Raw genomic sequence first — 14,295 nt, forward strand, 5'->3', positions numbered from 1 at the left:
CGACGCCGGGGCGTCCGGGCCGGAACCGTCGTCGCCCGTGCCGCCGTCGCCCCGCCGTGCGCGGCGCCGCTCCTTCGCGCCCTCGACGAGGTTGTACAGCGTCGGCAGCACGATGAGCGTGAGCACGGTCGAGGAGATGAGTCCGCCGATCACGACGATCGCGAGCGGCTGCGAGATGAACCCGCCGTGACCCGTGATGCCGAGCGCCATCGGCGTCAGCGCGAGGATCGTGGCGAGCGCGGTCATCAGGATGGGGCGCAGACGCTTCTCGCCTCCCGCCATCACCGCGTCAGCGGTCGACAGCCCCTTCTCTCGGTACTGGTTGACGAGGTCGACCAGCACGATCGCGTTCGTGACCACGATGCCGATCAGCATCAGCACGCCGATCAGCGAGGCCACGCCCAGGGGCACGCCCGTCACGATCTGCAGCAGGATGGCGCCGGTCGCCGCGAACGGCACCGACACGAGCAGCAGCAGCGGCTGGCGCAGCGACTTGAAGGTCGCGACCATCACCACGTACACGATCAGGATGGCCGCGAGCATCGCGAGACCCAGCTGCGAGAACGAGTCGGCCTGCTGCGAGGCGACACCGCCGACCTCGGCCGAAGCACCGTCGGGCAGGTCGACCGCGGCGATGGCGGCGCTCACCGACTGCGTGGCCACCGCGAGGTTGTCCGACGCGGGCGGGACCGTGACCGTCGCGGTCCGGCGGCCCTGCTCGGTTGTGATCGAGGTGGGGCCGTTGCGCTGCTGGACGGTCGCGATGTCCTGCAGGGGCACGATGCCCGCGGCGGTCGGGATGGCGAGCTGCTGCAGCGCCTCCACGGTCGTCGGCGGCGCGGGGTTCACGAGGTACACCGTGAGAGCGGTGTCGTCGATCTCGACCGACCCGATCTGCTGCGGGCGCATGGTGTTCGACACGATCGAGCCCACCGCGACCTCCGACAGCCCGACCTGGGCCGCGGCCTCCCGGTCGACCACGACCGCGATGTAGGGCAGCGCCTCGGCGAGGTTGTCGGTCACCTGGCCGATGCCGTCGCGCCCGTCGAGCTCCTCCACCAGCGCCGAGGTGGCGGTGGCGAGGTCGTCGCCGTTCGAGGCGGTGACGGTGATCTCGATGTCGCTGGAGCCGAAGCCGGCGGAGGAGGCCACGGTGACGTCTCCGACCTCGTCGCCGAGGCCGTCGATCGCGTCCTGCACCTCGGCGCGCAGCTTCTCCTGGTCGGCGTCGCCGTCGGTGAGCACCGAGTAGGTGATGCCGGCGCCGCCGGAGAAGGCGTCGCGCAGGGCGGAGCCGCTCGACCCGATCGAGGCCTGCACGTGCTCGATGCCGTCGATGTCGAGCAGCGCCTCCTCCACGGGCGCTGCCGCGTCGGACTTGGCCTCCAGGCTCGCGGTCGGCCCGAGATCCTGCGTCACCGTCATGGTGTTCTGCCCGGAGTCGCTGAGGAAGTTCACCTTCATGAGCGGGGCCGCGGCGAGCGTCGCGCCGAGCACGACCACCGCGAGGACCACCGTGAGTCCGGAATGCTTCAGCGTCCAGCCGAGGATCGGCCGGTAGCCGCGCTGCAGCGCCGTCGGCGGCGCGTCGGGGTGCTCGGGGTCGATCGCGTTCCCGTGCTCGTCGAGCAGCGGCTTGCCGGGCTTGAGGAACCAGTACGCGAGCACCGGCACGATCGTGAGCGCGACGAGCAGCGACGCCACCATCGCGATCGTCACGGTCATCGCGAACGGCCGGAACAGCTCGCCGACCATGTCGCCGACGAACACGATCGGCAGGAACACCGCCACGGTCGTGATCGTCGACGCGGTGATCGCCGCGGCGACCTCTCGCACCGCGAGCCGGATCGCATCGCCCTTGTCGGCGTCGCCGACGTAGTGCCTCTTGATGTTCTCGATCACCACGATCGAGTCGTCGACCACACGGCCGATCGCGATCGTCAGCGCCCCGAGGGTCAGCACGTTGAGCGAGTAGCCGAACGCCTGCAGCCCGATGAACGTGATGAGCACGGAGGTCGGGATCGAGATCGCCGTGACCAGGGTCGAGCGCACCGAGAGCAGGAACACGAGGATCACGAGCACGGCCATCACGAGGCCGAGCAGGCCCTCGGTGGCGAGCGTGTCGATGGACTGCACGATGAACGGCGCCTGGTCGAACACGACCGTGAACTCCGCGTCGGGCAGTGCCTTGCCGATCTCGTCGAGCGCGGCGATCACGCCCTGCGACACCTCGACCGTGTTGGCGGCGGGCAGCTTGGTGATCGAGATCGACAGCGCATCCTTCCCGTCCACGCGGGAGATCGAGGTGACCGGGTCGGACGCCTGGGTGACGGTCGCGACGTCGCCGATCGTGAGGGAGGTGCCGACGAGGGGCAGCGCGGCGATCTCGTCGACCGAGGTGATCTTGGCCCCGGTCTGCACGGTCAGCGTCTCGCCGTTCTCGGTGATGTCACCACCGGGGAACAGCGTGCCGTTCTGCTGCAGGGCCGAGCTGATCGCCTGCGTGCTCTGCCCCTCCGCGGCCAGGCGGCCCACGTCGGGTGTGATGGTGATGCGCTGGCCGACCCCGCCGACGATCTCGGCCGCGTTGACGCCGTCCACGTCCTCCAGGTCGGGGATGGCGACGCTCTCGAGCTGGGCCTGCGCGTTGTCGGCGTCGTCGAAGCTGGTCACGGCCACCTGGATCACCGGGAAGTCGTCGATCGACACCGACAGCACCTGCGGCGTGACGTCCTCCGGCAGCTGCGAGGAGATGCGGTTGATCGCCTGCTGGATCTTCTGTTCGGCCGTGGCGAGGTTCGTCCCGTACGCGAACATCGCCTGCACGATCGACGCATTGGTCGTGCTGGTCGCGGTGGTCGACTCCAGGTCGGGCACGCCCTGGATCGCGGACTCGATCGGGGTGGAGACGTCGTTCTCGACCACCTCGGGCGAGGCGCCGGGGTACGTCGTCATGACCACGAGCGCGGGCAGCTCGAGCGAGGGGATCAGCTCCTGCTTGAGGTTGGTGAGCGCGAGCCCGCCGAACACGGCCGCGACGATCGTCACGAGCGCGATGAGGGCGCGGTTCTTCAGGCTGAGGATGGCGAGTTTCGACAAGGCGTGTTCCTCGGTGTCAGGGGGTGGCTGTCGCAGCGGAGGGGGTGGAGAGGGGATCTCCGAGGATCCGCGCCAGTGCGGTCTCGAGGAAGGACTGATCGAGGCGGTCGTCGCGGATGTGCGTGCTCCACATGACCCCGTCGATGAAGATCATCGCCGCTTTGGCGCGGTCGGCGCCATAGGTCGGCTCGAGCAGGTCGACCAGGCGGTCCGACAGGTGGCGGGCGAGTTCGCGCAGTCGCGGGTCGTGCACGGCCGCGGTGACCACGGCGCGGTCGGCCTGCACGGCGTGGCCGTCTTCGGCGCTCCGGCACACGAGGGCCGCGATCACCCCGGGCCCCGCTCCCTGCTCGGCGAGGGTCTGCCGCACGCCGTCGAGCCGGGACTCGATCTCGTCGGCGAGGGCGCGGAACGCGGCGCCGCGGAGGTCGTCGAGCGTGGCGAAGTACTGCGTCGTGGCGCCGAGCGGCACCCCCGCCCTGGCGGCGACCATGCGGTGCGTGATGGCCTCGGCGCCGACCTCGACGATCAGCTCGGCCGCGGCGGTCACGATCTCCCGGCGGCGCGCTTCGGGGTCGCGCCGTCGACGCCCGCTCTCCGCCATCCCGCACCTCCCGAACACCCGTACATGTACGTTTGTACATTCGCTCGGGTGTGAGGAGCCTGAGAGCCGCGGCTCCGCGTCGGCTCAGGCCGCGGCGGTCTCGACCTGTCCGCGCTCGAAGTAGGCCACGAGGTCGGGGTCGAGCGGCGGCACTGCGATCGCCGAGCCGTCTCCGCGCAGCGACGCGGTCGCGAGGATCCCGGCCGCCACGGCCTCGCGCGCTGCGACGGGCGAGGTCGCGGTGAGCCCGCCGTGTCGCACGAACCGGAGGAACTCGGCGACGAGCAGGGCGTCCGCCCCGTCGTGACCCGCGTCCGGCACCTCCGGCACGATGAAGGTCTCGTCGGCCGGGGCCGCGCCCGCGTGCCGCCGGTTCCACAGCCGCACCTCGCTGCCGGCCACGTCGCCGAGGTTCTCGATGCGGCCCTCGGTGCCGATCACCGTGTAGTTGCGCCAGTAGTCCGGCGTGAAGTGGCACTGCTGGTACGACGCGAGGATCCCGCCCTCGAGCTGCAGGTTCACCATCGAGATGTCCTCCACGTCGACCACGGGGTGCAGCCCGGTGAGCGCCGTGGGCGGCCAGTTGTCCATGCTGAACCAGTCGGGCATCCGCTCCCCCGTGCGGTCGCGGCGGTCGGTGATGTCGCCGTACACGCTCAGCCCGCCCATCGCCGCGACCCGCTCCGTGTAGGCGCCGGCGAGCCAGTGGATGATGTCGAGGTCGTGGGCGCCCTTCTGCAGCAGCAGCCCGGTGGTGCGGCTGCGGTCGGCGTGCCAGTCCTTGAAGTAGAAGTCCCCGCCGTGGCCGACGAAGTGCCGCACCCACACGGCCTTGACCTGGCCGATGCGCCCCTGCCGGATCAGGTCGCGCATCAGGGTGATCACGGGCATGTGACGCATGTTGTGCCCGATGTAGAGACGAGTGCCGGTGCGCCGCGCGGTGGCGAGCATGCGGTCGGCGTCGGCGAGGTCGATCGCGAGCGGCTTCTCGCAGAACACGGGCACCCCGGCCTCCAGCGCCCGGATCGTCAGAGCGGCGTGGGTGTCGTCCGGTGTGAGCACCATGACCGCGTCGACGCCCGAGGCGAGCAGGTCGTCGAGCGAGTCGGTGATGAGGGCGTCGGGCACGAGCGCGCGGGCGTCGTCCCTGGCGCGGGGCGAGAGGTCGCACACCGCCGTGATGCGGGAGCCGTGACCCGGGCGGTGCACCTCCTCGTGGAGGGTGGAGCGCGCGCCGAAGCCGATGATGCCGATGTGGAGGTCCAACAGAAGTCCTTCGTGAAAGTCGATGCAGAGAGGGGTCGCGGCTCAGCGGGCGCGCGGGGCGGGGGCGTCGAGGTCGGTCGAGCCGCCGGGGACGAGCGACCACGGGAACTCGTGCAGGGTTCCCGGCGACGGATCGCTCTCGAGGGCGCGGTCGACGATGATGCGCGCCTGCCGCTCGTAGAAGTCGGTGGGGCCGACCGTGGTCAGCGTCGGGGCGATGAGCCGGGCGTCGGGGGTGTTGCCGACGCCGATCACCGCGACGTCGTGCGGCACCCGCAGCCCGAGCATGTGGGCGGCGTTGATGGCGGCGATCGCGGCGAAGTCGGTCGTGGCGTAGACGGCGTCCGGGCGATCGTCCCGCGACAGCAGCTCGATGGCCGCGGTGAACGCGCTCGCCTGGGTCTCCGCGTAGGTCACGGTCCACTCCGGCGTGCGCTCGATCCCGGCCGCCGCGAGCTTCTCGACGTAGGGCGTGTACCGCGTCACCTGCGTCCCCGCGAGGCGCACGGCCCCCTCCGCGGCGATGCAGCCGATGGCGGTGTGCCGTTCCAGGAGGTGGTCCATCGCGAGCTCGCACCCGGGGATCGCGTCGGAGCGGATCACGTCGAAGCCGTCCGGCTCCAGGTGCTCCGAGAACACGACGAGCCGCTGTCCGCGCTTGACGAGGTCGCCCAGCCGCCGGGCGTCCTCCTCGTCCAGGCCCACCCCGTCGAGGTAGGCCACGTCGCTCTCCACGCGGTCGAGCGCGGCGTGCCAGTCGCCGTCGGCGAGGATCAGCGTGGTCAGGCCGTGCTTGTTGGCCTCGGCGTTCACGGCGTCGGCCACCGCGAGCGACCACGGGTCGCTGAGCATGTGCAGGGAGAGCTGCACCATGCCGCTGCGCCCGGTGCGGATGGCCCGCGCCGCGGTGTTCGGGCGGTAGTTCAGCTCCTCCGCCGCGGCGAGCACCCGGGCGGCCGTGGCCTCGGCGACACCGGCGCCGCTGGCACCCGCCCGTCCGGAGAACACGTAGGACACGGTCGCGGTCGATACCCCGGCGCGCTCGGCGACCATCCGCAGGGTCGGGCGGCGGGCCGGGACGTGTTCACGCTGTGCCATGACTCAGCCCTTCGTCCCGCTGAACGCGATGCCCTGGATGAACTGCCGCTGCAGGATCATGAAGGTCACCAGCATGGGCAGCGTCGCGAGCAGGGCGCCCGCCATCAGCACCGGGTAGTCGGTGCCGTGGATGCCGACGAGCTGGGAGAGCCCCACCGACAGCGGCATCTTCGCGGGGTCGGTGGTCACGATCAGCGGCCACAGCAGATCGTTCCAGGACCACAGCACGGTGAACACCACAAGTGCGATGATGCCAGGCTTCGCGAGCGGAACCATGATCCGCCAGAAGGTCTGCCACGGATTCGCGCCGTCGATGCGCGCCGCCTCCTCCAGCTCGGCGGGCATCGACAGGAAGAACTGCCGCATCAGGAAGGTGCCGAAGGCGCTGAAGATGCCGGGCACGATGAGCGCCTGGAGCGTGTTGAGCCAGCCGAGCGACTGGATGATCTCGTACTGCGGCAGCAGGTAGAGCTGCGACGGCACCATCAGCACCGACAGGAACACGACGAACAGCGCGTTGCGGCCGGGGAACGGGATGCGCGCGAAGGCGTAGCCGGCCATGGTGCACAGCGCGACCTGCCCCACGGTGCGGCCGACCGTCAGCAGCACCGAGTTGAGGAACATCTGGCCGAACGGCATCGAGTCGAACACCTCGGCGAAGTTCGTGAAGACCCACTCGCGCGGCAGGAACGAGGGCGGCACCTGCACCGAGTCGGACAGCGTCTTGAACGACGTCAGCAGCTGCCAGACGAACGGGAACACCATGAGCACGGCGCCGAGGATCAGCACCACGTGCACGATCCACAGCCCGCGGTTGCGGGGGCGTCCGGCGCCGCGCGAGCGCGTGGACGGGGCGCCGACCACGGCCCGGGTGTCGAGGGAGACGTCACTCATAGTGCACCCACTTCTTCTGGAGCCGGAACTGCACGATGGTCAGCACGAGGATGATGAGCAGCAGCAGGAACGCGACGGCGGCCGCGTAGCCGCGGTCGTTGTCGAGGAATCCCGCTTCGTAGAACAGGTAGACGACCGTGCGGGTGTTCGGCATCGCGGGGTTGCTGCGGCCGAGCATCATGTAGACGAGGTCGAACACCTGGAGCGCGCCGATCACGCTGATCACGCTCACGAAGAAGATCGACGGCGACAGCAGCGGGATGGTGATCGAGAAGAACTTCCGCACGGGTCCGGCGCCGTCGAGGTCGGCCGCCTCCATGATCGTGTCGGGGATGCCCTGCAGCCCGGCGAGGAAGATGACGATGTTGGTTCCGAGTCCGGCCCAGATGCCGACCACGGCGATCGCGACGAGCGCGGTGTTCGCGTCGGTCAGCCAGCTGCGTCCCTCGATGCCCACCGCGGCGAGCGCGGCGTTGAGCACGCCGTAGTCGCCGTTGTAGATCATGCGCCACACCAGCGCGATGGCGGCGGGCATGGTCACGACGGGGATGAAGTAGAGCGTGCGGTAGGCGCTGCGCCCCTTCAGGCCGGTGGTGTTGAGCAGGGCGGCGATGCCGACGGCGATCGGGATGCCGATCAGGGCGATCACGGTGTAGACGGCGGTGTTGCGCAGCGCGCCGAGCAGCTCGGGGTCCTGGAGGAGTCGCGCGTAGTTGTCGAAGCCGATCCACTCGGAGCCGCCGAACGGGCCCGACTTGGTGAACGAGATGATGAGCGTGCGCACGGTCGGCCACAGGTAGAACACGGCCAGGCCGAGGGCGGTGGGGCCGAGGAACACCAGGGCCCACCAGGGCGAGGCGCCGGGGGTGCGGCGCCGGCGGCGGACACCGGAGGGACGGGCCTCCGGCGTCCGCTCGGCCGTCGGCGCGACCGCGCGGGGCGCGATGACGGTCATGCGCTCACTCCTGCTCGGCGTCCAGCGCGGTCTGCATCTGTGCGGCGAGGTCCTTCAGGCCGTCCTTCGGGGTGACGGCACCCGACCACACCTGCGACAGCACCTCGCTCTCGATGTTGGTCCACGCCGAGGTGTTCTTCGACACGGGGTAGGGCACGGCGGTGTCGAGCGCGTCGATGTACACCTGGAGGTCGTACTGCGGGAGGGCGTCGACCCAGGCCTGCTGGGTGCCGTTGAACGCGGGGATCACGGTGCCGGTCTCGGCCTGGATCTTCGCGGCCTGCTCCCCGCTGGCGAAGGCGGCGAAGTCCTGGGCGGCGTCGAGGTGCGGGCTCTTGGCGTTGGCGACGTTGCCGACGCCGTGGATCACGCTCTGGTTGCCCTCGGGCCCAGCCGGCAGCGGGGCGACGTCGACCGTGCCGCCGATGTCGGCGTTGTCGGCGTAGGCGATGGCGGCCCAGGAGCCGTTCTGGAACATGGCGACCTTGCCGGAGAGGAAGAAGTCCTCCGGGTTGGTGTCGGTCATCTGCTGCGCGGTGGGTGAGGACCCGTCCGCGATGAGGTTCGTCCACAGCTCGATGCCCTCCAGCGCCTCGGGCGAGCCGTAGCCGCTCTCGGTCCCGTCGGCGGAGATGACCTCGCCGCCGGCCTGGGCGATCGAGTTGTAGAAGTTCTCCTGGCCGTACTGGCTGGCGGCGATGCCGTACTGGCCCGTGGCGGGGTCGGTGAGCTTCGCGGCCGCGGCGGTGAAGTCGTCCCACGTCCAGCCGGCGCTGGGATACTCCACGCCCGCGGCGTCGAACAGCGCCTTGTTGTACCAGAGGGCGACGGTGTCGAAGTCCTTCGGGGCGCCGTAGAGCTTTCCGTCGTAGGTGTACAGGTCGACGAGGCCCTGCGGGTAGTCGGAGGCGTCGACCCCGTCGAGCGGGGCGAGCTGGCCGTTGGAGGCGTAGAGCTGGAAGTTGGGGCCGTTCATCCAGAAGACGTCGGCGGCGGATCCTCCGGTGACGGCGGTCTGGAGCTTGGTGAAGTACTCCTTGTAGGGCGTGACCTGGATCTCGATCGTGACGTTCGGGTGCTCCTCGGTGTAGGCGGCGGCGATGTCCTCCATGGCCGGCTTCTGGTTCTCGTCCCAGATGGCGTAGCTGAGGGTGATGTCGCCGTCGGACGACTCCCCGGTGGCGGAGGAGGAGCAGGCCGACAGCGCGAGGACGGCGGCCGCCGAGGCGGCGAGGGCGCCGAGGGCGCGACGGGTGGTGCGGGGCATCGAGGTCTCCTTTGACGGGTGCACGAGCGGGTGGAAAGCAGTGTTAACCGTTTAGCGTTAAACGATTAGCACGAGAGTAGCGGCGGCCACCGACCCTCCGCAAGGGCGGATCAGAGAAGCGCGCCGAGGCCCAGGCCGAGCACGGCCGCGAGCAGCCCGAGCAGCAGCATGCCGACCGCGTCGAACACCGCCGCAGGCTTCGCGCCGTCGCGCCACAGGGCCACCGCGTCGAGCATGGCCGTGCTGAACGTGGTGTAGCCGCCCAGCAGCCCCGCCCCCAGCACGAACGCCTGCTCGGGCAGCGCGGACGTCACGAGGCCGAGCGCGAACGACCCGCTCAGGTTCACCGCCAGGATGCCCCACGGGAAGCGGCGCCCCGCGAGCCGTGCCACCCCGAGGTCGAGCAGGTAGCGCAGCACCGCACCGACGCCGCCCGCGAGCGCCGCCGCGAGGAACAGCAGCGGGCTCACGACGCCCCTCCCCGCCGGGGTCGTCCGAGCCGCAGGCCGAGCGCGGCGGCAGCGAGCCCGAGCACCAGGCTCCCGGCGGCGTACGCGACCGCGAGCAGCGGGGCCGTGTCCCACAGCGCGACCGTCCCGGTCATGAAGGCGCTGTAGGTCGTGAAGCCGCCCAGCACCCCGGTGCCGAGCAGCAGCCGCAGGTCGGCCGAGGCGGGGAGCCGTGCCGCCACCACCCCGATCAGCAGCGCCCCGAGGAGGTTGGCGAGCAGCACCGCGAGCGGGAATCCCCCGGGGTCGGGCAGCGCGAGGCCGAGAGCCAGCCGCGCCGCCGTGCCGACCGTGCCGCCCAGGGCGACGAGCAGCACGCGGCGGAGGTTCACGTTGGCCACTGTACTGCCGCATGACAGCGCGACCGTCCGTTGTCAAGCCGCTGGGAGCCCGGCCGCCGCCGTCGTTCACTGGTCGCATGATGCCTCTCTGGAAGGTCGACCAGGCCGCGCCCCTCGGCACCCCCTTCGACCCGGGTGCACGGCACGACGTGATCATCGTCGGCGCGGGACTCACCGGGCTCTCCACCGCGGTCATGCTCACGCGCGCCGGTCTCGATGTCGCGGTGCTCGAGTCGGGCGCGATCGCCGAACTGGCGTCCGGCGGGAACACCGGCAAGCTGTCGCTGCTGCAGGGGAAGCAGCTCGCCACGATCCGGCAGCACCACAGCGCCTCGCTCGTGCAGGCCTACGTCGACGCGAACCGCGCCGGCATGGACTGGCTCACGGGCTTCGCCGACAGCGCCGGGGTGTCGTACACGCAGCGCACCGACCACACCTACGCGCAGAGCGCCGAGGGCATGGAGTCGGTGCGCGACCAGCACGCCGCAGCCCGCGAGGCCGGACTTCCGACGCGGCTGCTCACACCGCACGAGCTGTCCACGCCGTTCCCGGTCGCGGGCGCGGTCGCTCTCGACCACCAGGTCACGATCGACCCGGTCGCCGTGGCCGACGCCCTGACGAAGGAGTTCGTGGCGAACGGCGGCACCCTCCACACGGGCGTCCGGGTCACCGGGGCGCATGCCCTCCCCGACCCGCGGGTCGAGACCGCCGCCGGGCCGATGTTCGCGGAGCACATCGTCCTCGCCACCGGAACCCCGATCCTGGACCGAGGTCTGTACTTCTCCAAGGTGGCCGGGATGCGCTCCTACTGCGTATCGTTCTGGGTCTCCGGGGGCGTGCCGGAGGGCACGTTCATCTCGGCGGACAGTCCCACGCGGTCGATCCGGCCGGTGTCGCACGCCGACGGCCCCGGGGGCACGGCGCAGCTCGTCGTGGGCGGCAACGGCCACCCGGTGGGGCGCTCGGACGGCGAGACCGCGGCCATCGACGACCTCGTGTCGTGGACGCGGCTGCACTTCCCCGACGCGGAGGAGACGCATCGCTGGTCGGCGCAGGACTACCAGTCGCACAACCTCATCCCGTTCGTGGGGGCGCTGCCCCGCGGACTCGGCCGCATCCGGTTCGCGACGGGGTACGCCAAGTGGGGGCTGTCGAACGCCCCGGCCGCGGCGCTGCGGCTCACCGAGGAGGTCATCGGCACGAAGCGCAGCGAGCGTCCGTCGTGGATGATCCGCATCGGCACGCGGCTGACCGTTCCCGCCGATCTGGCGCGGGGCGCGGTCGAGGGTGCCAAGGTGGCCGCGGCGGCGACCAAGGGCTGGGTGGATGCGGAGGCCACGCCCGTGCCGGTGCCGCAGCCGGCGGAGGGCGAGGGCGTCGTGGCGAACCGGGGCGGGCGACCCGTGGCGATCTCGACGGTCGACGGCGTCACCCGTGCAGTGAGCGCCGTGTGCACGCACCTCGGCGGGGTGCTCGACTGGAACGACGCGGAGTGCACGTGGGACTGCCCGCTGCACGCCTCCCGCTTCGCCGCGGACGGCACGCGCATCGAGGGGCCGGCGCTGGAGGACCTGCGGTCGTTCCCGCGCACGACCGAGCCCTGAGCCTCAGCGGGTAGAACCTCACGAGGTCTCTCCCGCGGTGCTATCCGGCCCCGTCCAGGGTGCGGCATTCGCGGCCCGGGGTGGTATCGTCTCGCCTCGTAAGGTGCAGCGGCTTCCAGCCGTGTCGGGACTTCCGGCCAGCACGGCGCTCCACCCCGGAGCGTCTGAACCTCTCATCAGAGAGCTGTTTGCTGTGCGTGAAAACACTTACCCTTCCCCTCTCGCTCGTTGGCTGATCTTCGCCGTCGTGCTCGTTGCAGACGTCATCGACCTTCTGAGCTCAACCGTCACGAACATCGCCACGCCTTCGATCCTGGAAGCGTTCGGCGCTCCGGACTGGCTGGCTCCCTGGCTGGGCGCGTCCTATGCGCTCGCCCTCGGCTCCATGCTGGTTCTCGGCGCCCGTCTGGGCGACCGGCACGGAGCTCGTCGGGTGTTCCTGATCGGCCTGTGCGGCTTCGGGGCGGCATCCGCCCTGTGCGCGTTCGCCCCCACCGCCGGCACGCTCGTGTTGTTCCGCGTCATCCAAGGCGCGTTCGGTGCACTGATGATCCCGCAGGGCTTCACGCTCCTGCTGCGCTCCTTCCCGCGAGACAAACTCGGTCCCGTCTTCGGACTGTTCGGCCCGCTCATGGCTGTCAGCTCGATCAGTGGTCCCGTCCTCGCCGGACTCGTCATCTCAGCCGACCCCCTCGGCCTTGGCTGGCGTGCCGTGTTCGTCGTGAACGTTCTCGTCGCGGCCGCCCTGCTCGTGCTTGCCATCCGCACGTTGCCCCGAATCGAGGCCGATGCGGCGGTCACGCTCGATCCTCTGGCGGTGATCCTCCTCAGCGTCGGGCTGCTCGGCGTCCTCGGCGCGCTGACCCTGCTCCAGGCGCCGCTCACGCCGTGGTGGCCTGTTCTCCTGGGCGCGCTCGGGATCGCCGCACTGGCCGCGTTCGTGGCCCAACAGCGTCGAGCACGGCACCCGCTGCTCGCGCCGTCACTCTTCCGCAAGCGATCCTTCACCGCGGGGGTCGTCGTGGGCGTCGGGTTCTTCGCCGTCACCGCGGGAGTGCTGTTCGCCACGACGCTCTATCTGCAAATCGGACTCGGCCTGGCCGTGCTTCCCGCAGCAGCTATCGTCGCGGCCGCGTCAGTCGGGATCATCGCCGCGTCCTTCTCCACGCGTGCGCTCATCCCCAAGCTCGGTCGACGTCTCCTGCTCATCGGCCTGGTGCTGCTCCTCGTCGGAGTCAGCGGCTACCTCGCGGTCATCGCCCTCGCCAGCGGCTCGCCGTGGCTGGTGGCGATCCCGCTGTTCATCTGCGGTCTGGGGATGGGATGCGGGTTCGGAACCGTGTTCGCCGTCGCACTGGGCAACGTCGACGACTCCGAAACCGGGAGTGCCAGCGGAGCGCTGAATGCCGCGCAGCAGATCGCGACCGCGATCGGTGCTGCCGTCATCTCGATCAGCTACCTCGGCGCAGCCGGGGGCACCTCACCACAAGCCGGGCTCTTGGTCTGCTTGTTCATCGTGCTCGTCTGCACCGCGCTTTCGCTGCTCACCCTCCCCCTGCTGCCACGCCGTGCAGCTGACACCCACTGAAAGCACCAGCTGGCCGGCCGCGGCGAACAGCGCGGCCGGCCAGTGTCCCGAAACCATCACGCACCGAGACAGGCCCGAAAGCACTCCCCGACTTTCGCCGCCACCCGATCCGGCCCGCGCGAACGCGTCAGCGCAGCGGCTCGTCCCACCCCTGCTGCGGGGTGTCGCAGCTCTCGCGGAACACGTACTGCGACGCGAGCTTGCGCTGGCTGCTCGACCAGTCGATCGCCGGGCGCCGCTGCTCCGGCGGCAGGTACCCCAGCCGGTACACGGCCATGAGCTCCAGGTCGTCGGGCACGCGCAGCAGTGACACGATCTCGTCCCAGCGCCCCGGCACCTCCATCGGGAAGGAGATGAACTGGATGCCCATCCCGAGCTCGACCGTGGTGAGCCACACGTTCTCCATCGCGGCCCCCATGCTGAACACGGAGTAGAACGACGACAGCTGTCCCGGCCGGTATTCGCTGCGGTCGAGCATCACCCCGAGCAGCAGCGGCGACCCTGCTACGAGCTTGCGGTTCTCCGAGCCCAGCGTCTTCGGCACCCCGAACGTGTTCATGAGCGTCTGGCCCCGCTTCGTGAACACCTGCGAGGTGAACGGCCGCAGCGGAGCGGGGAGCTTGTCGAACAGCATCCCGCTGCGCTTCTGCTCCATCTCCTCCTCGCTGAACCGGAAGTACGGCTTGTAGCGCTCGAAGAAGGTGCCGTTCGACATCGCCTCGGTCATGCTCTCGCCCGAGATGCGCGCGATCTGCTCGATGGTGTCGCGGTTCTCGATCACCACGAAGCGCCACGGCTGGCTGTTCAGCTGCGACGGCGCCCGCCCTGCCGCCTCCAGCAGGATGCGCTGGTGCTCCTCCGACACGGGGTCGGGCAGGAACGGACCGTTGGTGGTCTTGCGGCGGCGGATGGCGTCGAGGAGTTCCATGCGTTCACTTCCGGTCGGCGGAGCGGGAAAGCAGCAGTCCCGCGAGGACGAAGGGCGCGGCGGCCAGCGCCACGAGCGGGTGGCGGCGCGTGTGCGTGCCGAGGTACGGGATCGCGGCGAGCGGCGCGGCCGCGGGGAGCAG

At 70.5% G+C, this 14,295-nt stretch carries 12 protein-coding genes; 2 read left to right on the top strand and 10 right to left on the bottom strand.

All coding sequences use genetic code 11. The features are described 5' to 3' along the window. From DW309_RS16220 to DW309_RS16260, 9 genes are all read right to left on the bottom strand, one after another. A partial coding sequence (locus tag DW309_RS16220; protein ID WP_136045952.1) for an efflux RND transporter permease subunit occupies positions 1-3,099 on the bottom strand: 3,099 nt, incomplete at its 3' end. 16 nt (positions 3,100-3,115) lie between these two features. Then, entirely contained in the window at positions 3,116-3,703 is a 588-nt protein-coding gene (locus DW309_RS16225; protein ID WP_136031399.1) for a TetR/AcrR family transcriptional regulator, read from the bottom strand. Between the two features lie 84 nt (positions 3,704-3,787). Then, on the bottom strand, positions 3,788-4,969 hold the full coding sequence (locus DW309_RS16230) for a Gfo/Idh/MocA family protein (RefSeq protein ID WP_205812839.1): 1,182 nt from the start codon (positions 4,967-4,969) through the stop codon (positions 3,788-3,790). 42 nt (positions 4,970-5,011) lie between these two features. Then, positions 5,012-6,067, bottom strand: coding sequence for a LacI family DNA-binding transcriptional regulator (locus DW309_RS16235; protein ID WP_136031394.1), 1,056 nt, complete (start codon positions 6,065-6,067; stop codon positions 5,012-5,014). Between the two features lie 3 nt (positions 6,068-6,070). Then, on the bottom strand, positions 6,071-6,961 hold the full coding sequence (locus DW309_RS16240) for a carbohydrate ABC transporter permease (protein WP_205812841.1): 891 nt from the start codon (positions 6,959-6,961) through the stop codon (positions 6,071-6,073). Then, positions 6,954-7,916, bottom strand: coding sequence for a carbohydrate ABC transporter permease (locus DW309_RS16245; protein ID WP_136045954.1), 963 nt, complete (start codon positions 7,914-7,916; stop codon positions 6,954-6,956). Before DW309_RS16245 ends, DW309_RS16240 begins: the two co-directional genes overlap by 8 nt. A gap of 4 nt (positions 7,917-7,920) precedes the next feature. After that, positions 7,921-9,183 carry an ABC transporter substrate-binding protein gene (locus DW309_RS16250; RefSeq protein ID WP_136045955.1) on the bottom strand — a complete coding sequence of 421 codons (1,263 nt, stop codon included), beginning with the start codon at positions 9,181-9,183 and terminating at the stop codon, positions 7,921-7,923. A 110-nt stretch (positions 9,184-9,293) separates the two neighbouring features. After that, a complete protein-coding gene (locus DW309_RS16255; protein WP_136031388.1) occupies positions 9,294-9,653 on the bottom strand; it encodes a fluoride efflux transporter FluC in 360 nt (119 codons plus the stop codon). Next, positions 9,650-10,024, bottom strand: coding sequence for a CrcB family protein (locus DW309_RS16260; protein ID WP_240744567.1), 375 nt, complete (start codon positions 10,022-10,024; stop codon positions 9,650-9,652). Before DW309_RS16260 ends, DW309_RS16255 begins: the two co-directional genes overlap by 4 nt. A gap of 86 nt (positions 10,025-10,110) precedes the next feature. On the opposite strand from DW309_RS16260, the gene DW309_RS16265 reads away from it, so the two are divergent. Further along, positions 10,111-11,637, top strand: a complete 1,527-nt coding sequence (locus tag DW309_RS16265) for an FAD-dependent oxidoreductase (protein WP_136045956.1) — start codon at positions 10,111-10,113, stop codon at positions 11,635-11,637. A 37-nt stretch (positions 11,638-11,674) separates the two neighbouring features. Further along, entirely contained in the window at positions 11,675-13,225 is a 1,551-nt protein-coding gene (locus DW309_RS16270; RefSeq protein WP_136045957.1) for an MFS transporter, read from the top strand. Between the two features lie 127 nt (positions 13,226-13,352). Here DW309_RS16270 and DW309_RS16275 read toward each other — a convergent pair whose 3' ends face one another. Continuing rightward, positions 13,353-14,153 (bottom strand): nitroreductase family protein, encoded by an 801-nt coding sequence (locus DW309_RS16275; protein WP_136031382.1) that lies wholly within the window; start codon positions 14,151-14,153, stop codon positions 13,353-13,355. Positions 14,154-14,295: the final 142 nt, after the last annotated feature.

Source organism: Microbacterium sp. K41, from assembly GCF_004794395.1.
GTDB lineage: Bacteria > Actinomycetota > Actinomycetes > Actinomycetales > Microbacteriaceae > Microbacterium > Microbacterium sufflavum.